This window comes from Xanthomonas sp. WHRI 7065, assembly GCF_040203115.2.
Taxonomy (GTDB): Bacteria; Pseudomonadota; Gammaproteobacteria; order Xanthomonadales; family Xanthomonadaceae; genus Xanthomonas; species Xanthomonas arboricola.
This window is the reverse complement of record NZ_CP168194.1, coordinates 4,276,001-4,294,032: the sequence shown is the minus strand read 5'-3', so window position 1 is coordinate 4,294,032 and position 18,032 is coordinate 4,276,001. Positions and strand designations below refer to the sequence as shown.

Genomic DNA, 18,032 nt, shown 5'->3' with positions numbered 1-18,032 from the left:
AAAGCCCCATCGCGCTCAGGCGCGCTCCTACATGGAGATGCGTCGACTAACAGACGCAGCAGGTGTGCGCGGTCCAGTTCGCTGAGCCTTCCCGGCGCGCGCCGGAAGACACCATTCCATTCGCACTTCTCCCATCTTCATGGCGCACGGCCTACCCTGTGCGGCTGATCGCTCCAGTGCAGAAGACATGACTCCAATCGTTTCCATCCAGGGATTGAGCAAGACCTACGCTGGCGGTTTTCAGGCGCTCAAGCAGGTGGACCTTCAGATCCGGCGCGGCGAGATCTTCGCGCTGCTCGGTCCCAACGGCGCCGGCAAGACCACGCTGATCAGCATCATCTGCGGGCTGATCAACCCCAGCACCGGCACCGTGCTGGCCGATGGCCACGACATCGTGCGCGACTACCGCGCTGCGCGTGCCAGCATCGGCCTGGTGCCGCAGGAGCTGGCCACCGACGCGTTCGAAACCGTGTGGGCCACCGTGCGCTTCAGTCGCGGGCTGTTCGGCAAGCCGGCCAACGCGGCGTATCTGGAAACGGTGCTGCGCGAGCTCTCGCTGTGGGACAAGCGCCACAACAAGATTTCCACGCTGTCCGGCGGCATGAAGCGGCGCGTGCTGATCGCCAAGGCGCTGGCGCACGAGCCGCGCATCCTGTTTCTGGACGAACCCACCGCAGGCGTGGACGTGGAGCTGCGTCACGACATGTGGCAGATGGTGCGCAGGCTGCGCGAGCAGGGCACCACGGTGATCCTGACCACCCATTACATCGAGGAAGCCGAGGACATGGCCGACCGGGTCGGGGTGATCAATCGCGGCGAGCTGGTGCTGGTGGAAGACAAGCACACGCTGATGCGCAAACTCGGCAAGAAGCAGCTCACACTGAGCCTGCAGGCGCCGCTGCAGGCCATCCCGGCTGCGCTGGGCGATCTGCCGCTGGAGCTGTCGGCCGACGGCAACAGCCTGGTCTACACCTTCGACACCCAGGCCGAGCAGACCGGCATTGGCGCGTTGCTGCGCCGGCTCAACGAGCAGGGCATCGACTTCAAGGACCTGCATTCCAGCGAGAGTTCGCTGGAGGAGATCTTCGTCAACCTGGTGCATGGCGCCCGCAACGTGGAGGTGCGCGCATGAACCGGCATGCGATCGCGGCGATCTACCGCTTTGAAATGGCGCGCGCCTTCCGCACGCTGACCCAGTCGATCGCCTCGCCGGTGTTGTCGACCTCGCTGTATTTCGTGGTGTTCGGCGCGGCGATCGGCTCGCGCATGGGCGACATCGACGGCATCAGCTACGGCGCCTTCATCATTCCCGGGCTGGTGATGCTGTCCCTGCTCAACGAGAGCATTTCCAACGCCTCGTTCGGCATCTACATGCCGCGCTGGGCCGGCACCATCTACGAGGTGCTGTCGGCGCCGGTGGCCTGGTGGGAGATCGTGATCGGCTATGTGGGCGCGGCGGCGACCAAGTCGGTGTTGTTGGGCTTGCTGATCCTGCTCACCGCGCGGCTGTTCGTGCCTTACGAGATCGCGCATCCGCTGTGGATGCTGGGCTTTCTGGTGCTCACCGCGCTGACCTTCAGCCTGTTCGGTTTCATCATCGGCATCTGGGCCGACGGCTTCGAAAAACTGCAGGTGATTCCGCTGATGGTGGTGACGCCGCTGACCTTCCTGGGCGGCAGTTTCTACTCGATCAACATGCTGCCGCCGCTATGGCAGAAGGTCACCCTGTTCAATCCGGTGGTGTACCTGATCAGCGGGTTCCGCTGGAGTTTCTACGGCAAGGCCGACGTGCACATCGCGGTGAGCACCGGCATGACTTTCCTGTTCCTGCTGGTGTGCCTGGGCGTGGTGGCGGCAATCTTCCGCAGCGGTTACCGGCTCAAGGCGTGAGTGGTGACGGTATTGATTTGGTCGGCCGCATCCTGGTGGATGCCGTCGGCAGTCCGGGTCAACGCTGACTGGGGCGAATGCGCTGCGCCCTCGCGGCTCGCGTGACGCGCCGTGAAACCGGCTCTGGGGGTTCGGTAGCGGCATCCATGCCGCCACGCGGTCTCGCAATCGGCGAGGGCGCCACGCCAGATAGTTTGCCGGCTGCTTTATTGAAAGCTCTGCGCAACGAAACGACCACCTCCGATGGTCCTCGCCCTCTCGCAGTCGCCAGCGCTGCCGCGGCATGGATGCCGCGCCAGCGCTTATGCAAGGACGTACTTGCAGCGTGTCCGGCGAGCGTGGGTGGGCCAGGGCCTTGCAGCCAGGGCGCAGGGCAGCCGGCCTGCAGTAGCCCGGCGTAACGTGGTGTTGTCAGCCGCTCTTATTCGGCAGCCGGCTTGGCGTCGCTCTTGGTGTCCAGGAAGTAGGCCACCACCTCACCCTTGATCTTCATCGTCATCGGGTTGCCGCGACGGTCGCGGGCCTTGCCGACCTGCACCTTGATCCAGCCTTCGCTGACCGAATACTCCTCCACGTTGTCGCGTTCGACACCGTTGAAGCGCACGCCGACGCCGCGGCTGAGCGCATCGGCATTGTGGAACGGGCTGCGTGCATCGATGGCCAGATGATCGGGAGGGGTATCGCTCATGGGAAAGGCGTCATGGCGGCCGGGATGGCCGTCTTCGGCCGCACAGGATACGGGCCCGCGCCGCGAAGATCAGCCCCGGCGCTGCCTGCGCACGCGCCGGACGGTTTGCTTGCGCCTCGCCAGGCCTCACACTTCACGCCTGCATCCCTGGAACCAGACCGCCATGCCCGATAACAGCGCCGATTACGAAGACGACGAAGGCCTGCAGCCCGAAGGCGACGAAGACGATGTCGACGACCACCCGGCGCGGGTGTGGAATCTGCTGGTGCTGATCAATCCCGGCGACGAAGACACCGCTTTGGGCCAGTTCGATACCTGGCGCGAGGCGCAGGCCGACCTGGACGACGACGAGGGCGACGATGCCTGGTTGTGGGCCTTGAAGGATGCGATCGACTGGCGCTCGGGCTTTTTCGTGGACTGGAAGGACACCGACGCGTTCATCGCCGCCATCGACGAACTCAGCGCGCGCTGGAACCTGCGCATCGACTGGGGCGGCGACCTGGATGACGAGGAGTTTTCCAGCGATCTGAGTGTGCCCGACCTGATGGCGGTGGCCTTCGATCGTCTGCGCGAGCACGGCTACTCGCTGTGGAACTGGAACACCGGCGGCGACGCCTATGCCGGCTGGATCGCGCTCAGCCGCGACGACGACGCCATGCTGGCGCTGACCTCGCTGTTGGGGGTGGAAGTGCGGCTGGGAAATGAGGCGTTCTGAGGGGCCGGGATTGGGGATTGGGGATTGGGGAATCGGGAATCGGGAATCGCAGGAGCGGTCTGTGGGTGTGGTTGTGTCGAGCCGCGGTGGTGCGTGCTGCCGCAGCAGCATGCCAAGCGCCTGGGTGGCCACTAGGGTCTGCCGCGCAGGCATGGTCCACGGCACAGCGATTGCCACGTAGGAGCGTGCCTGCGCGCGATCGGGCGTTACCGGGACATCCGCTCGCGCGCTAGCGCGCTCCTACAAAGGCATGCTGTCGTCATGCAGATGCGTGCCGTGATCGCGGGTACTGAAGTTGCAGGCCTCCCTTTAGGCCAGGACGCATGCACGTGCCACCAGCTGCCACGTAGGAGCGCGCTGGCGCGCGATCGGGCGTTACCGGGACGGCTCCTCGCGCTCGGGCGCGCTCCTACAAAGGCGTGCTGCCGTCATGCAGATGCATGCCGTCATCACGGGTGCTGGACGTTGCAGGCCTCCGGGCCAGGACGCATACACGGCCCAGCGATTGCCACGTAGGAGCGCGCTGGCGCGCGATCGGGCGTTACCGGGACAGCTCCTCGCGCTCGGGCGCGCTCCTACAACGGCGCGCCGCCGATCAGCCCGCGGCCATCGCCGCTACGAATCCCCAATCCCGACTCCCCAATCCCCGCCTCAAGGCGCCTCGCCGCGCGCCTGTGCACGTGCATTGGCGATCAAGGCCTTGAGCAAGGCGCGGTCGGTGTGGCGGGAGATCGCAATGGCACCGAGCGCGATCGCTTCGGCGCGGAGCGTCGCGGACACATCGTAGTGCGCGCCGCTGAGTTTGTTCTGGAAGGCGCGGCGGGGAATGCCCAGCCGCGCCGCCATTGCATGCAGCTCGTCCAGCGTATCGCCGAGCAGGTGCGCCCAGCGCTGCTCGCGCCACGGATGCACCGCATCGTCGACGTAGACGGCCACCGGCAGGCCCTTAGGCCTTCTTGCCCTTCTTCTTCTTGCCGCCGTCGGTTGCGTCGTCGGCGTCGTCCTGCGACGCGTCGCCTGCGGTCTCGGCAGCGGCGTCTTCGGCGGTGGCATCAGCATCGGCATCGGTGTCCGCGTCGGCATCTGCCTGGGCATCGCTTGCCTCGGCGTCTGCGTCTTCGGCTTCGCCGTCGTCGCCTTCAGCGTCGCTGTTCTCGAACTCGGACACCAGCGTGGTCAGGTATTCCTCGGCGGTCTTGCCGTCTTCGGCGGCCAGGTCGTCGATCATCTGCTGCAGCTGGGTGGAGTATTCCAGCGAGATGGTCTTGCCTTCCTTCTCCTGCAGATTGGCCAGGTGCTTGAGCATGGCCAGCATCGGCACCGGGTTGTCGGCGCTGCCCATGGTCTGGCCGCCGATCGACAGCAGCCATTCGCTGCCGTTCTGCAAGCCGATCGCAGCGACCACGCGGCCGTCGGCATCTTGCAGCACGGCATGGTTGGCGATCTGCGGCGCCTGGCCCAGACGGACGATCGGGCGCTTGGGTTGGGACTTCTTGCGCTTGTCGCGCTTGGCCTTGGAATTGCGGGACACGGTGTTCTCGACGCTGGGAATGGCCGACCATTCTAGGCGCTTGCGCGTGACCCGGCTCGGGTGCCGCCGCCGGGCCGGTGAAACGCCAGCCGTGACGGGGGATGCTGCTGTCGGCGCTTCCGGGTCGCGAAGGCCGCTGACGCCGATATGTCGGACAGGCTGCAGCGGCTGGCACCGCAGGTCTGTCGGAGCGCCAACGCGCCATTGCTGGTCAGGATCGGCATGCAGGACCACAAGCAGCCCGACAAGTAGGACGACAAGTAGCCCGCAGGGCGACCAGACCCGGGATGCACATCAAGTTCGGGATGCACGTCGGATTCGATATGCACGATAACGTCTGCCGTCTGCCGTCTGCCGTCTGCCGTCTGCCGCAGCCGCAGCCGCCCGCAGCCGCCCGCAGCCGCCCGCAGCCGCCCGCAGCCGCCCGCAACCGCCAAGAACCGCCAAGAACCGCCAGGCAACGCCTTGCCAGGTGCCCTAAGCCGCCGTCAGCGCCGCGCGGGTGCTTCGCTGACCGCAGTGCGCGGTGCGGCCACGGCGGCTTCGGCAGCCTTGGCCAGTGCGGTGGCCGAAGCCACCTGGCTGCGCGTGGAGACGCGCGGTGCCGCCGGCGCAGCGCTGGTGGCCGGGGGCGCTGCAGCAGGCGATGTGGCGCTGGCCGCTGCCGCAGGTCCGCCCGCCGGCGCAGCTGCGGTGGGTCCTGCCGCAGGCAGCGCTGCCGGGGTCCCCACCGCGGTGGTGGCGGTCGCCGCGGCGCTCAGATCCGGCACATGGGTGTCGGCATCGTGGGTGGGCTTGCCCAGCGCAATGCCCTGGCCGGCGCCGGCCAGCGCGGCCTGTTCGGCATCCTGGGTCATCACCACGATGCTGATACGGCGGTTGATCGGGTTCTGCGGGTCGGTCTTGTCGAACAGCACCGACGAGGACAGCCCCACCACGCGGGTGACCTTGGCATCGTCCATGCCGCCGCCCACCAGCGCACGGCGCGCGGCATTGGCGCGGTCGGCGCTGAGTTCCCAGTTGGTGTAACCGGTATCGCTGCTGTAGGCGGTGGTGTCGGTGTGGCCGGTGATGCTGATGTGGTTGGGCACCTGGTTGATGAAGCTGGACAGCTCGCGCAGGATCGCCACGGTGTACGGCTTGAGCTGGTCGCGGCCCATGTCGAACATCGGCCGGTTCTGCTTGTCCACGATCTGGATGCGCAGGCCGTCCGGGGTGAGGTCGAGCAGCAGCTGGTCCTTGAACGGCTCCAGCGCCTGGCTCTTGTCGATGGCCTCTTTCAGGTCCTGCATCAGCGCTTCCAGGCGCTTCTTGTCCCTGGCGCGGCTGTCTTCGTTGGTATCGGCAGCGTTGTCGCGCTTGCGGCCCATCTCGTCCTTCTGCCCCTTGGCCATGTCGGCGGTGCCGCCGAGCTTGATCATCGAGGTGCTGGCGCCGCCGGGGCCGTTCATGCCCGGCGAGGGGGCCGGCGACTTGCCCGACAACGGGCTGGGATTGCGGAAATATTCCGAGATCGCCGCGCGCTGCTCCTTGGTGGTAGCGGCCATCAGCCACAGCACCAGGAAGAACGCCATCATCGCGGTCACGAAGTCGGCAAACGCCACCTTCCAGGCGCCGCCATGATGGCCGCCGCCCTGCACCTTCTTGACCCGTCGGATGACGACGGTGGATTTGCCCTCGGCCATGACCGCGGTCCTACTTGATCGTCTTCAGGTGCGTTTCGAAATCCGCAAAGCTCGGACGCACGTTGGAGGGCAGCGTCTTGCGCGCGAATTCCAGCGCAATCTTCGGGTTGTAGCCACGCAGGCAGGCCAGCAGCGCGGTCTTGACCGCCTCGTACATGCGTCCATCCTGCTCGGCGCGCGCTTCCATCGCCGCGGCCAGCGGCGCGACGAAGCCATAGGCCAGCAAAATGCCCAGGAAGGTGCCGACCAGGGCGGCACCGACGTGGTGGCCGATCTCCTCGATCGGCCCGCCGATCGAACCCATGGTGATCACGATGCCGAGCACGGCCGCCACGATGCCGAAGCCGGGCAGGCCGTCGGACACCTTGCTCAACGCATGCGAGGGCGCCAGTGCTTCGTGGTGATGTTTTTCCAGCTCCAGCTCGAGCAACGGCTCCAGCTCGTGCGGCTCGATGTTGCTGCCGATCATCAGGCGCAGGCAGTCGGTGATGAAGTCCAGCAGGTGATGGTCGGCGACCACCTTGGGGTAGTTGCCGAAGATGGTGCTGTCCTGCGGTTTTTCGACGTGGTCTTCCAGCGCCATGAAGCCGTCGCGGCGCGCCTTGTTGAGCAACTCGTAGATCAGGCTCAGCGTGTCCTTGTAGTCGTCGGACTTGTACTGCGGGCCCTTGAACACGCCCAGGATGCTGCTGAAGGTCTCCTTGACGATCTTGCCGGGCGTGCTGACCAGAAACGCACCGAACGCCGCGCCACCGATGATCATCAGCTCGTACGGCTGCCAGAGCGCGCCCAGCTTGCCATGCGACAGCACATAGCCGCCGAGGACACTGACGATGACGACGATGAAGCCGATGATGATGAGCATGGCGCAGCCAAAAGCAAACAGGGTTGCTGTTGTTTCGGCTTGCGCGGCGGATTCTTGAAGCGCACGGCGTGAAGGTGTGCGGTGTAACTGAACGATCGCTTGGTCGATCGCATCTTCACGCGGCAGGTTGCGGCGCTGTCGTTAGTTGCGCCAGGTGCGCTCAGGCCGTTCCAGCCTTTGATTGAAGGGCTTTGCGGCGCCGCTGCCTACTGCAGCAATCCTTGCAACGCTCATCGTGACCTAGCCTTGCTCAGGTGAATCGCGCCTGGCTACAGCGGTGGTTCGACGCCTTTTCGGGGTCGCTATCGCGTCGGCGATTCAGCAGCGCCTGCCAGTGGGCGCATAGGTGGGCGCAGGTGTTGCAGGCATGCATCCGGCCCGGAATCCCTCCGGGCCGGATGCATGTGTCGGCTCAGGCCGGTTGCGCTTCGGCGCCTTCGCGCTGCAAGGGGTTGGGCAGGGCCTGGCCGTTTTCGGTAAAGCCCAGCGAGACCGAGTTCAGGCAGTGGCGTTCACCGGTCGGCGGCGGGCCGTCGGGGAAGACGTGGCCCAGGTGGCTATCGCAGCGCGCGCAGACGATCTCGGTGCGGATCATACCGTAGCTGGTGTCGCGGATTTCGCGCACATGGGCGGTGTCGTACGGGGCGAAGAAGCTCGGCCAGCCGGTGCCGGATTCGAACTTGGCGCTGGAGCGGAACAGCGGCAACCCGCACAGGCGGCAGGTGTAGACGCCGTCGAGCTTGTTGTCCAGGAACACCCCGCAGAACGGCGCTTCGGTGCCATGGTGCAGCAGCACGCGCTGTTCCTCGTCGCTAAGCCCGGCGATCAGGGCGTCGCGTTGGGCGGGGGAGGGAGGGGTCAGATCGAACTGGCTCATGGGGTTCTCGCATGCGCGCGCTGGCAGGGTGCCGCGCCTGCACCCGTGATGTGGGCGCTGTCGGCGTGGTTCAAGCGTGCGGGGACCAAGCCCCTCTCCCGCCGGGGCGCCACGGCACAGCTTGCGCGCCACTGGCGCGCGTGCCTTGGTGCTGCGTCTGCGCCGCTGGCGCAGGCCGGGGCGCGGAGCGGGGGTTGGGGTGAGGGTACGGCGGCGAAGCCACGACGCAGTACTGATTGCCAGGTTTCACGCACCCTCATCCGGCGCTGTGCGCCAGCTTGTCCCGATGGGAGCAGGAAGTGCCTTTCGCGCCGCACTCATCTCGCGAACGCGTTCAGGCCATAGCCGGCCCGATGCATTGCCGCAGCACGCCGGCGCCCCCATCCAGGGAGTACTCCTCGATCAAGCACGGTGTCCGTCATGGCGATCTCTCCTTCAATGCGCGGCCTGCTGCTGTGCGGCCTGCTGGCTGCCGCCAGCGCTGCGGCGGCGCAATCGGCCACCAGCACACGCTCGTCCAATACGCTGCAGCCGATCACCAGCCCGACGCCCGCCCAGCCCACGCTGACCGCGCCGCGCGCAGTGCAGCCCGCGCCGGCCACGGCTCCGGTGCCATCGCAGCTCGGCCAGCGCCCGTCCGCGCCCACCATCCCGACCCGTGGCCCGGCCCAAACGCCGGTGGCGCCGGCCGGCAGCCAGGTTGCGCCGGCCAGCGCGCCGATGGTCTATGACCGCAATGGCCGCTTGCTGCACGGCATGCAGCCGGCCGGCGCCAACCGGGTGCTGGATACCAAGACCGGGCGCTATTACGACGCGGTCCCGGCCGGCGACGGCATGCGCGTGGTGCGCTGACCCGCGCCATTACGAATCCTCACTCCCGAATCTCGAATCTCAGCCTTCGATCGGCAACGCCAAGGTCTCCTTGACCTCTTCCATTACGATGTAGCTCTTGGACTCGCGCACATGCGGCATGGTCAGCAAGGTGCTGCCGAGCAGCTTGCGGTAGGAGGCCATCTCGCTGATGCGCGCCTTGAGCAGGTAGTCGAAATCGCCCGAGACCAGATGGCATTCCAGCACGTTGGGCAGCTTGAGCGCGGCGCGCCGGAACTCCTCGAAAATGTCGCCGGACTTGTAGGCCAGGCTGATCTCCACGAACACCAGCAGGCTGGCCTTGAGATAGTGCGGGTCCAGCCGCGCGTAGTAGCCGGTGATGGCGCCATCGCGCTCCAGCCGGCGCACGCGCTCGGTGCAGGGCGTGGTCGACAGGCCCACCCGCTCGCCCAGTTCGGTAAAGGAAATCCGCCCCTCCTGCTGCAGGATGCGCAGGATCTTGCGGTCGATCTTGTCCAGCTCGCGGGTGCGGGTCGTCATCGGGTCTGCTTCCACAGGGTTTGACAGGAGGATTCACTGCCAAGGCGGGCTGATTCCAGAAATGGCACTGCCTGGCTCGCAATATACTGCGTCTAACTGTCCCCCTCGGCGCCTGGTTGTGGGGGAATACCCTTTCCAGGAGAACGACATGCGGGTGCTCATTCTCGGTAGTGGCGTCATCGGCACCACCACGGCCTGGTATCTGGCGCAAGCCGGTTGCGAGGTCACCGTGGTCGACCGCCAATCGGCGGCGGCGCTGGAAACCAGCTACGCCAATGCCGGCCAGCTGTCGTTCGGCTACACCTCGCCGTGGGCCGCGCCCGGTGTGCCCGGCAAGGCGGTGAAGTGGCTGTTCGAGCAGCATGCACCGCTGTCGATCCGGCCCACCCGCGACCTGCGTCAGCTGGCCTGGCTCAGCCAGATGCTGCGCAACTGCACCGCCGAGCGCTACGCGGTGAACAAGGCGCGCATGGTGCGCATGTCCGACTACAGCCGCGATTGCCTGAACGCATTGCGTGCCAGCACCGGCATCGAGTTCGAAGGCCGCCAGCTCGGTACCACCCAGCTGTTTCGCACCCAGCAGCAACTGGATGCCGCCGCGCAGGACATCGAGGTGCTGGCCCAGTACGGCGTGCCCTACGAGCTGCTGACCCCGGCGCAGATCGCACAGTTCGAACCGGGCCTGGCCGGCGGTGGCGCGCAGATGGCCGGCGCCCTGCGCCTGCCCGAGGACCAGACCGGCGACTGCCGGCTGTTTACCCAGCGCCTGGCCGAACTGGCCGCGCAGGCGGGGGTGGAGTTCCGCTACGGGCAGCAGATCGAGCATCTGCAGCACGCAGGCGGGCGCGTCACCGGCGTGCAGATCGATGGCCGCATCGAGACCGCCGACCGCTACGTGCTGGCGCTGGGCAGTTATTCGGCCGACCTGCTGCTCTCGCTCGGCCTGCACCTGCCGGTGTATCCGCTCAAGGGCTATTCGCTGACCATCCCGATCGTGGATGCCGCGCGCGCGCCGACCTCCACGGTGCTGGACGAGAGCTACAAGATCGCGCTGACCCGCTTCGACGACCGTATCCGCGTCGGCGGCATGGCCGAGGTGGCCGGCTTCGACCTGTCGTTGAACCCGCGCCGCCGCGCCACGCTGGAGATGGTGGTCAACGACCTGTTCCCCGGTGCCGGCGATCTGGCCCAGGCCGAGTTCTGGACCGGCCTGCGCCCAGCCACGCCGGACGGTACGCCGGTGGTCGGCGCCACGCCGTATGCCAACCTGTTCCTCAATACCGGCCACGGCACCCTGGGCTGGACCATGGCCTGCGGCTCGGGCCGCTATCTGGCCGACCTGATGCAGGGCCGCACGCCCGACATCGATAGCGAAGGCCTGGACATCTTCCGTTACCTGTCGCCACGCAGCGCCCGCGCGCAGCAGGAGGCCGCGTAGTGCGTCCTGCGCAAGCGTTGATCGACCTGGACGCATTGCGTCACAACTACCGCCTGGCCAAGCGCCTGGGCGGCAGCAAGGCCCTGGCGGTGGTCAAGGCCGATGCCTACGGCCACGGCGCGGTGCGCTGCGCGCAGGCGCTGGACAGCGAGGCCGACGGCTTTGCGGTGGCCTGCATCGAAGAAGCGCTGGAGCTGCGTCAGGCCGGCATCCGCGCACCGATCCTGCTGCTGGAAGGGTTCTTCGAACACGACGAACTGCGCCTGATTGCCGAGCATGATCTGTGGACGGTGGTGGCCACGCCGCAGCAGGTGCGCGCACTGGCCGAGTTCCAGAGCCCGCGTCCATTGCGGGTATGGCTGAAGCTGGACAGCGGCATGCATCGGCTGGGCCTGTCACCGGAAGACTTTCGTGCGGCGTGGTTGCGTCTGCGCGGGCTGCCGCAGATCGCCTCGCTGGTGCTGATGACCCACCTGGCGCGCGCCGACGAGCTGGAGTGCAGCCGCACCGACGAACAGGCGGTGGCGTTCGCGCTCACCGCAGGCGGCATGCAGGCCGAAACCAGCCTGCGCAATTCGCCCGGCCTGCTCGGCTGGCCGGCGCTGCGCAACGATTGGTCGCGTCCGGGGCTGATGCTGTACGGCGCAAACCCGTTCCCGCAGGACACCGACACCACCGCGCAACTACGCCCGGTGATGACGCTGCGCTCGCGCATCATCTCCGTGCGCGAGCTGCCGGCCGGCGAGCCGGTGGGGTACGGCGCCCGCTTCGTCGCCGAGCGTCCCACCCGCGTCGGCGTGGTGGCGGCCGGCTATGCCGACGGCTATCCGCAGTTCGCTCCCAACGGCACCCCGCTGCTGGTGGATGGCCAGGTCTGCCCGCTGATCGGGCGCGTGTCGATGGACATGCTGACCGTGGATCTCACCGAGCACCCGCAGGCCGACATCGGTGCGTCGGTGCAGCTGTGGGGCGATGCGCCGCGGGTTTCCCCGTTGGCGATGCAGTGCAATGTCAGCGCGTATCAACTGATGTGTGGACTCAAGCGCGTGCCGCGGACGTATGTGGGTGAGGCGGCAGTGGGCGAGGGAGTCACGCGGTGAGATGTCCCTTCTCCCATCGGGAGAAGGTGCTCCGAAGGGGCGGATGAGGGGACGTACCAAGCCACATGCACCTGGAACAACAGGTGGGCTTCGCCCGTACCTTCACCCCAACCCCCGCTCCACGCCCCGGCCTGCGCCAGCGGCGCCGGCGCACCAAGGCACGCGCGCCAGTGGCGCGCAAGCTATGCCGTGGCGCCCCGGCGGGAGAGGGGCTTGAAGCAGCAGCTCACAACCCCGCAGTACTCCGGTCGCCGCGGAACTGCTTGCGCACCCAGTCGTCGACCATCGCCTTTTCGAAGCGCAGCGGATCGCTGTCGGTCAGGCGCGGGCCGCTCATCAGAAACGCCGAATCCACCAGCTTGCGTTCGCCCTGGTCGATCACCTGGCCATCGGCGCCGGTCAGCGTGTAGTTGAAGCTCAGGCGCGGCGGGTAGATGTCCTTGACGATGCGCACGTCCTGCATGCGCGGCCCGTGCCAGGGCTCGTACTGGCCGGCGCGGCGGATGTCGGTGATGGTCACGCTCAGGCGCTGGCCGTCGGGCAGCTTGCGCGCGGCGCTCTGCTGGAAATAGGTCGCCAGCTGGGTCACCCAGTCGCCACGCTGCGCTTCCCAGCGGTTGCCGCTGAAGCGCACTTCGGAAAACTGCGCCGGGTCGGTCCAGCGCACATCGACCTTGCCATCGCTGGTCAGCGCGCGCGGCGCCTGCGGGTCGGTGACGTTGCGTATACGTGCCTGCGCGCCGGTTGCCGCGAGCAGTCCTGCCAGCAACAGGCTGGCGCCGCAAAGGCTGGAACGTTTCATGGAAAGTCTCCAAGCGGAAGGTACGTGGACGTACCGGGCGTCGTTGCAGTGTGGGGGCGCGTCTGCCTGCCGGCAACGCTTGCCGCGCAAGGGCTGGCAGGCCATTGCCACGCGGTTAATCCGCAACGCTGGCGCCATGACGGCGGGTTCACCGCGCCTGCGCCTGCGCTTCACGGCGCAGCCCGGAAGATCGCCAGCATGGACACCCACTCTTTCCGCACAAAGCCAGCCTCTTCGGCGCCGGCACACATGCCGTCGGACGTGCGCCTGCAGTTCATCGACTGGGCGAAACAGCACGGCCATAACCCCGCCACCGGGGCCGCCGCCTTCGTCGCCCTGCAAAGCGATGTGGACCTGGATCTGGCCACGCGCACGCTGCGTCTGGAGCCGGGAGCCTCGCCGCGTGATGCCTTGCGCGAGCACCTGGCCGCGCTGGCGCGCCAGGGCGATGTGGCGGTGCAGTTTCCGCCGGTCTACGCCTACACCGCCGCCAACGGGCTGGAGTACCGCTACTCGCTGATGCTGGTGATTGCCGAGGATTGCGTCGAGTGGACCGGGCGGGTCTGGCAGGACCTGGATTACCAGGGGATGCTCACCGGCCGCGGCCAGGGTCCACGCGCCAACTACACCCAACTGGCGCGGATGGCGCTGGAACACGAGCTTGATCAGGAGCGTCCCCGTTATGTCCAGGCATGAACTCGAATTGCAGTTGCCGCTGGGCGCACAGGTCGCCACCGGCGAGGATGGTTTCAGCGAGCGCTGCCGCAGCGAATGCGCCAAGCTAGGCCTGTCGCGGGTGCGGCTGCTGTTGCTGGACGCCGAGTACGCGCGTTCCACCGCCTGGCGCGAAGAAGCGCAGCGCTGGATGGACGAGCAGTTGCGCCGCGAAGGCGAGTGGGTGTTTCGCGGCGTGATCGCCGGGATCGTGGTGCTGGCGGCATGCATCGCGCTGTGCGCGGCGCTGCTGTGGTGATCCCCGGGGAGCCGGCGGCACGCGCGTGAACCGGGCCGGCCGGCTGTGCACCCGCTGACGACACCGGGCGTGGTTTCATCTGCTCGTCATCCGCCCTGGCATCACCCCTGGATCCCGATTTGAGCACCTCGACCACCAGCCCCGATCTGGCTACTAGCCACCCGGCAGCCCTCGCCGAGCCCTTCCTCGACCCGGGGATGTACCACGAGATCTTCCATAACCTGGACGCGGGGTTTTGCGTCATCGATATGGTGTTCGATGGCGACAAGGCCGTCGATTACGTGATCCGGATGACCAATGGCGCATTCGAGCGCTACACCGGTCTATCCAATGTGTTGAACGTGTCCATTCGGGGCATGCTGGTCGATCACGAACAGGAATGGTTCGACCGCTACGGCCATGTCGCCCGCACCGGCAACCGCATCCACTTCGAAATGCAGGCCAAGGCATTGCGCCGCTGGTATTCGGTGGACGCATTCCGGGTCGGGCAGCCGGAGCAGGCGCGGGTGGCGGTGTTGTTCATGGACATCACCGAGCGCAAGCGGGTGGAGCGCGAGCTGGCCGAGAGCGAGGCGCGTTTCAGCGCCCTGGCCGATGGCCTGCCAATGCCGGTCTGGGTACTGGACGCGCAAGGCGTGGTGCGCTTCGTCAACAGCGCCTATGGCGAATTTTTCGGCATCGACATTTCCAGCGGCACGGTGTCGGCCTGGAGCGAGTTGCTGCATCCGGACGACCTGTCGATCTTCCAGTTCGAACTGGCCACCGCACTGGAAGAACAGCGCGGCCTGCACGCCCTGGTGCGCGCGCGTCGCCACGACGGGCAGTGGCGCTGGATCGAAATGACCGCCACGCCGCGCTACTCGGCTGACGGGCGTTTCATCGGCCTGGCCGGCAGCAGCCCGGACGTGACCGAACAACGCGAGATCGAACTGGCGCGCGAGCAACTGCTCGAATCCGAGCGCAGCGCACGCAACGAAGCCGAGAGCATGGCGCGGCTGAAGGACGAGTTCCTGGCCACCTTGTCGCACGAATTGCGCACGCCGCTGACCACCATTCTGGGCTGGAGCGAGCTGCTGCTGCAGCGGGTCGAAGAAGGCCATCCCAACTACAAGGGTCTGTCGGTGATCGCCAGCAGCGCCCGTGCGCAGAAACGCCTGATTTCGGACATGCTCGACCTCAGCAGCATGTTGCTGGGCAAGGTGCAGTTGGAGGTCGAGTCGCTGGATCTGGTCGAACAGGTGCGCGAGGCCCTGAACACCCAGGAGCTGGCTGCCGAGGGCAAGGACCAGGTGCTGGAAGTGCATGCCCCGTCCGCGCCGTGTCTGGTGCTGGGCGATGCCACGCGGCTGCAGCAGGTGCTATGGAATCTGCTGTCCAACGCGATCAAGTTCACCCCGGCACATGGCCGCATCGACGTCACCATCGAACGCGACGACAGCCACCTGCTGGTCGCGATACGCGATTCGGGCGACGGCATCGCAGCGGAGTTCCTTCCGCATCTGTTCGGCCGCTTCCGCCAGGCCGACGGCACCACCACGCGCCAGCATGGCGGCCTGGGCCTGGGCCTGGCGATCGTGCAGCAGCTGGTGGAAATGCATGGCGGCCAGGTCAGCGCCACCAGCGGCGGTCGCGGCAAGGGCGCCACCTTCACCGTGCGCCTGCCGGAGCATATTCCCGATCAGGCCAGGCGTCCGCGGCGCGAGCTGCGCCGGCGCTTGATGTCCGAGCAGATCATCGAAGCGCGCGCGCTCAACGGCTTGCGCCTGCTGGCGGTGGAAGACCAGCCGGACATGCTCGATTACCTGCGCCGTCTGCTGGAAGAGCAGGGCGCCGAAGTTGTCACCGCCGGCAGCGCCACCGATGCGCTGGCACTGATCGATCATCGCGGCCACGCACGCTTCGATCTGATGCTGACCGACATCGGCATGCCGGGCATGGACGGCTACGGGCTGATCCGCACCGTGCGCGAGAACATGGGGCTGGACGCGGCGGCACTGCCGGCCGTGGCAGTGACCGCCCTGGCACGCGACGACGATCGCAAGCGCGCGCTGGACTCCGGTTTCCAGGAGCATCTGGCCAAGCCCTACAGCGTCGCCCAACTGGTCACCGCGGTGCGCGCCGCGCGCGAATCGGTGGAGTGAGAGGGCAGGCGCCGCCGACGTGGCGCCGCTGCTCCGGCTGACAAGCACAGGTGAAAGAGGCTGTTTACTGCCTCTTTCACGGCCGATGGCCTAGCGTGGTGCATTCCTTCGATGGAGATGACGCCATGTCCAGATACGCCCCGCATGTCTATTCGGAACAAGTACAGATCGCCACGCTCGAACACTGGGTGTCACTGCTCGGTGGCCAGGAGCGCGTGCGCGTCGAGCTCGACGACGGCAGCATGATCAGCGGCACCGTCGCCGTGCGCCCGAGCATTCAGACCTATCTGGACGACCAGCAACGCGAAGGCGTCAACGGCCAGCTGCGCATCGACCAACTGGATGCCGCGCAGGAGCCGCACTGGATCTGGATGGATCGCATCGTGGCAGTGCACCCCTTGCCGTTGGGCAGCGATCCGCAAGCCGCTCCCTGAGTCACGCATTGACGATGTGTTTACTTCTCGTCATGGCGTTGACGGCATGATGGCCGATTGTCGTAACTGTTCAGGATCAATCGCGCAATGAATGCTCCCGCGTTGAAGCTCGCCCGCTGGCCGCTGTCGCTGATGACCGTCGCCATCCTCGCCGCCTGCGGCGATACCGCCACGCTTGCCATCGAACAAGGGACCGGGCCGAACCCGCAATTGCCCGAGCCGGTCAAACGCCTGATCCCCACCGTCAAGGTGGCGCCGGTCAAGCGCTGGACCGAGAACGCCAAGCCGATCGCTGCCGACGACCTGCAGGTGGCCGCGTTTGCACGCGACCTGGATCACCCGCGCTGGGTCTATGTGCTGCCGAACGGCGACGTGCTGGTGGCCGAGACCGCCGAGCCGCCCAAGCCGGAAGACGCCGAAGGCGGCGGCATCCGCAAGAAGGTGCAGGGCGCGATGATGAGCAAGGCCGGCGCCGTGGTGCCCAGTGCCAACCGCATCACCTTGCTGCGCGATGCCGATGGCGACGGCGTGGCCGAAGTGCGCACCCAGTTCATCAGCGGGCTGTTTTCCCCGTTCGGCATGGCCCTGATCGGCGATCGTTTCTACGTGGCCAATGCCGATGCGCTGGTGAGCTTTCCGTACAAGCCCGGCGAGACGCATATCACCGCCAAGCCGACCTTCGTGGCCAATCTGCCCGGCGGCCTGAATCACCATTGGACCAAGTCGCTGCTGGCCAGTGCCGATGGCAGCAAGCTGTATGTCGGCGTCGGTTCCAACAGCAACGTGGCCGAAAACGGCATGGAGGCCGAACTCAACCGCGCCGCGATCCTGGAGATCGACCCGGCCACCGGCAGCAGCCGGGTGTTCGCCAGCGGCCTGCGCAATCCGGTCGGCACCGCCTGGGAGCCGCAGAGCAAGTCGCTGTGGGTGGTGGTCAACGAGCGCGACGAGATCGGCAGCGATCTGGTGCCGGACTACCTGACCTCGGTGCGCGACGGCGGCTTCTATGGCTGGCCCTACAGCTATTACGGCCAGCATGTGGACGAGCGGGTCAAACCGCAGAACCCCGAGCTGGTGGCCAAGGCGATCAAGCCCGACTACGCGCTGGGCCCGCATACCGCCTCGCTGGGCCTGAGCTTTGCCAGCGGAAGCCTGTTGCCGGAGCGCTTCCGCCAGGGCGCCTTCATTGGCCAGCACGGTTCGTGGAATCGCGACCCGCCCAGCGGCTACAAGGTGCTGTTCGTGCCGTTCGTCGATGGCAAGCCCAGCGGCACGCCGATCACGGTGCTGGATGGTTTCCTGGATGCCGAAGGCAATGCGCAGGGGCGCCCGGTGGGCGTGAGCCCGGACAATACCGGGGCGCTGCTGGTGGCCGACGATGTCGGCAATGTGATCTGGCGGGTGACACCCAAGGCGCGCTGATCCAGATAACGCGCTGGCTCAGGCGTTCAAACGAAAAAACCGGGCCCAGGCCCGGTTTTTTCATGCGTATGCCGCGGTCATGTGCGGCGTCACGCCAGTT

General features: G+C 66.8%; 19 protein-coding genes. 11 read left to right on the top strand and 8 right to left on the bottom strand.

What is annotated here, in order from left to right:
* The first annotated feature begins 187 nt into the window (after nucleotides 1–187).
* Both ABQY64_RS17835 and ABQY64_RS17830 read left to right on the top strand, forming a co-directional pair.
* Nucleotides 188–1,132 (top strand): ABC transporter ATP-binding protein, encoded by a 945-nt coding sequence (locus ABQY64_RS17835; RefSeq protein WP_024940707.1) that lies wholly within the window; start codon nucleotides 188–190, stop codon nucleotides 1,130–1,132.
* Entirely contained in the window at nucleotides 1,129–1,890 is a 762-nt protein-coding gene (locus ABQY64_RS17830) for an ABC transporter permease (RefSeq protein WP_016900895.1), read from the top strand. The genes ABQY64_RS17835 and ABQY64_RS17830 overlap by 4 nt, the downstream gene beginning before the upstream one ends.
* 421 nt (nucleotides 1,891–2,311) lie before the next feature.
* On the opposite strand, the gene ABQY64_RS17825 is transcribed toward ABQY64_RS17830, so the two are convergent.
* Entirely contained in the window at nucleotides 2,312–2,578 is a 267-nt protein-coding gene (locus ABQY64_RS17825; RefSeq protein ID WP_016900894.1) for a DUF3297 family protein, read from the bottom strand.
* A gap of 163 nt (nucleotides 2,579–2,741) precedes the next feature.
* Between ABQY64_RS17825 and ABQY64_RS17820 the strand changes: the two genes are divergently transcribed.
* Nucleotides 2,742–3,293, top strand: a complete 552-nt coding sequence (locus ABQY64_RS17820; RefSeq protein ID WP_024940705.1) for a hypothetical protein — start codon at nucleotides 2,742–2,744, stop codon at nucleotides 3,291–3,293.
* A 651-nt stretch (nucleotides 3,294–3,944) separates the two neighbouring features.
* Here ABQY64_RS17820 and ABQY64_RS17815 read toward each other — a convergent pair.
* From ABQY64_RS17815 to msrB, 5 genes are all read right to left on the bottom strand, one after another.
* Nucleotides 3,945–4,229 (bottom strand): DUF4031 domain-containing protein, encoded by a 285-nt coding sequence (locus tag ABQY64_RS17815; protein WP_024940290.1) that lies wholly within the window; start codon nucleotides 4,227–4,229, stop codon nucleotides 3,945–3,947.
* A 10-nt stretch (nucleotides 4,230–4,239) separates the two neighbouring features.
* Nucleotides 4,240–4,824 carry a hypothetical protein gene (locus tag ABQY64_RS17810; protein ID WP_104570746.1) on the bottom strand — a complete coding sequence of 195 codons (585 nt, stop codon included), beginning with the start codon at nucleotides 4,822–4,824 and terminating at the stop codon, nucleotides 4,240–4,242.
* A 488-nt stretch (nucleotides 4,825–5,312) separates the two neighbouring features.
* A complete protein-coding gene (motB, locus tag ABQY64_RS17805; RefSeq protein WP_126968346.1) occupies nucleotides 5,313–6,509 on the bottom strand; it encodes a flagellar motor protein MotB in 1,197 nt (398 codons plus the stop codon).
* A 10-nt stretch (nucleotides 6,510–6,519) separates the two neighbouring features.
* Entirely contained in the window at nucleotides 6,520–7,374 is an 855-nt protein-coding gene (motA, locus tag ABQY64_RS17800; protein ID WP_024940287.1) for a flagellar motor stator protein MotA, read from the bottom strand.
* 412 nt (nucleotides 7,375–7,786) lie between these two features.
* Nucleotides 7,787–8,251, bottom strand: a complete 465-nt coding sequence (msrB, locus tag ABQY64_RS17795) for a peptide-methionine (R)-S-oxide reductase MsrB (protein WP_104560117.1) — start codon at nucleotides 8,249–8,251, stop codon at nucleotides 7,787–7,789.
* A 420-nt stretch (nucleotides 8,252–8,671) separates the two neighbouring features.
* Here msrB and ABQY64_RS17790 point away from each other — a divergent pair, with 420 nt between their 5' ends.
* Complete coding sequence (locus ABQY64_RS17790) at nucleotides 8,672–9,103, top strand: hypothetical protein (RefSeq protein WP_104599942.1); 432 nt, start codon at nucleotides 8,672–8,674, stop codon at nucleotides 9,101–9,103.
* A gap of 39 nt (nucleotides 9,104–9,142) precedes the next feature.
* Here ABQY64_RS17790 and ABQY64_RS17785 read toward each other — a convergent pair whose 3' ends face one another.
* Nucleotides 9,143–9,622: an Lrp/AsnC ligand binding domain-containing protein gene (locus tag ABQY64_RS17785; RefSeq protein WP_024940284.1), complete on the bottom strand. Its 480-nt coding sequence runs from the start codon at nucleotides 9,620–9,622 to the stop codon at nucleotides 9,143–9,145.
* A gap of 148 nt (nucleotides 9,623–9,770) precedes the next feature.
* Here ABQY64_RS17785 and ABQY64_RS17780 point away from each other — a divergent pair, with 148 nt between their 5' ends.
* Both ABQY64_RS17780 and alr read left to right on the top strand, forming a co-directional pair.
* Entirely contained in the window at nucleotides 9,771–11,060 is a 1,290-nt protein-coding gene (locus tag ABQY64_RS17780; protein ID WP_104599943.1) for a D-amino acid dehydrogenase, read from the top strand.
* Complete coding sequence (gene alr, locus ABQY64_RS17775; protein ID WP_104599944.1) at nucleotides 11,060–12,160, top strand: alanine racemase; 1,101 nt, start codon at nucleotides 11,060–11,062, stop codon at nucleotides 12,158–12,160. Before ABQY64_RS17780 ends, alr begins: the two co-directional genes overlap by 1 nt.
* Before the next feature lie 226 nt (nucleotides 12,161–12,386).
* On the opposite strand, the gene ABQY64_RS17770 is transcribed toward alr, so the two are convergent.
* On the bottom strand, nucleotides 12,387–12,962 hold the full coding sequence (locus ABQY64_RS17770) for a DUF3016 domain-containing protein (RefSeq protein WP_104599945.1): 576 nt from the start codon (nucleotides 12,960–12,962) through the stop codon (nucleotides 12,387–12,389).
* Between the two features lie 249 nt (nucleotides 12,963–13,211).
* Here ABQY64_RS17770 and ABQY64_RS17765 point away from each other — a divergent pair, with 249 nt between their 5' ends.
* The 5 genes from ABQY64_RS17765 to ABQY64_RS17745 all read left to right on the top strand — a co-directional run bounded on the left by ABQY64_RS17765 (nucleotide 13,212) and on the right by ABQY64_RS17745 (nucleotide 17,932).
* Entirely contained in the window at nucleotides 13,212–13,658 is a 447-nt protein-coding gene (locus ABQY64_RS17765) for a hypothetical protein (RefSeq protein WP_024940280.1), read from the top strand.
* Nucleotides 13,645–13,935 (top strand): hypothetical protein, encoded by a 291-nt coding sequence (locus tag ABQY64_RS17760; protein WP_016903448.1) that lies wholly within the window; start codon nucleotides 13,645–13,647, stop codon nucleotides 13,933–13,935. Before ABQY64_RS17765 ends, ABQY64_RS17760 begins: the two co-directional genes overlap by 14 nt.
* Before the next feature lie 107 nt (nucleotides 13,936–14,042).
* Nucleotides 14,043–16,076 (top strand): PAS domain-containing sensor histidine kinase, encoded by a 2,034-nt coding sequence (locus ABQY64_RS17755; protein WP_104599947.1) that lies wholly within the window; start codon nucleotides 14,043–14,045, stop codon nucleotides 16,074–16,076.
* 125 nt (nucleotides 16,077–16,201) lie between these two features.
* Nucleotides 16,202–16,510 (top strand): DUF3247 family protein, encoded by a 309-nt coding sequence (locus tag ABQY64_RS17750; protein WP_024940277.1) that lies wholly within the window; start codon nucleotides 16,202–16,204, stop codon nucleotides 16,508–16,510.
* An 87-nt stretch (nucleotides 16,511–16,597) separates the two neighbouring features.
* Nucleotides 16,598–17,932 carry a sorbosone dehydrogenase family protein gene (locus ABQY64_RS17745; protein ID WP_016903451.1) on the top strand — a complete coding sequence of 445 codons (1,335 nt, stop codon included), beginning with the start codon at nucleotides 16,598–16,600 and terminating at the stop codon, nucleotides 17,930–17,932.
* Nucleotides 17,933–18,032 lie beyond the last annotated feature (100 nt).

Excerpts from the sequence above, each read along its gene's own strand:
- ABQY64_RS17835 (WP_024940707.1), top strand. The coding sequence starts at position 188 with ATGACTCCAATCGTTTCCATCCAGGGATTGAGCAAGACCTACGCTGGC.
- ABQY64_RS17830 (WP_016900895.1), top strand. The coding sequence starts at position 1,129 with ATGAACCGGCATGCGATCGCGGCGATCTACCGCTTTGAAATGGCGCGC.
- ABQY64_RS17825 (WP_016900894.1), bottom strand. The coding sequence starts at position 2,578 with ATGAGCGATACCCCTCCCGATCATCTGGCCATCGATGCACGCAGCCCG.
- ABQY64_RS17820 (WP_024940705.1), top strand. The coding sequence starts at position 2,742 with ATGCCCGATAACAGCGCCGATTACGAAGACGACGAAGGCCTGCAGCCC.
- motB (WP_126968346.1), bottom strand. The coding sequence starts at position 6,509 with ATGGCCGAGGGCAAATCCACCGTCGTCATCCGACGGGTCAAGAAGGTG.
- motA (WP_024940287.1), bottom strand. The coding sequence starts at position 7,374 with ATGCTCATCATCATCGGCTTCATCGTCGTCATCGTCAGTGTCCTCGGC.
- msrB (WP_104560117.1), bottom strand. The coding sequence starts at position 8,251 with ATGAGCCAGTTCGATCTGACCCCTCCCTCCCCCGCCCAACGCGACGCC.
- ABQY64_RS17790 (WP_104599942.1), top strand. The coding sequence starts at position 8,672 with ATGGCGATCTCTCCTTCAATGCGCGGCCTGCTGCTGTGCGGCCTGCTG.
- ABQY64_RS17785 (WP_024940284.1), bottom strand. The coding sequence starts at position 9,622 with ATGACGACCCGCACCCGCGAGCTGGACAAGATCGACCGCAAGATCCTG.
- ABQY64_RS17780 (WP_104599943.1), top strand. The coding sequence starts at position 9,771 with ATGCGGGTGCTCATTCTCGGTAGTGGCGTCATCGGCACCACCACGGCC.
- ABQY64_RS17770 (WP_104599945.1), bottom strand. The coding sequence starts at position 12,962 with ATGAAACGTTCCAGCCTTTGCGGCGCCAGCCTGTTGCTGGCAGGACTG.
- ABQY64_RS17765 (WP_024940280.1), top strand. The coding sequence starts at position 13,212 with ATGCCGTCGGACGTGCGCCTGCAGTTCATCGACTGGGCGAAACAGCAC.
- ABQY64_RS17760 (WP_016903448.1), top strand. The coding sequence starts at position 13,645 with ATGTCCAGGCATGAACTCGAATTGCAGTTGCCGCTGGGCGCACAGGTC.
- ABQY64_RS17750 (WP_024940277.1), top strand. The coding sequence starts at position 16,202 with ATGTCCAGATACGCCCCGCATGTCTATTCGGAACAAGTACAGATCGCC.
- ABQY64_RS17745 (WP_016903451.1), top strand. The coding sequence starts at position 16,598 with ATGAATGCTCCCGCGTTGAAGCTCGCCCGCTGGCCGCTGTCGCTGATG.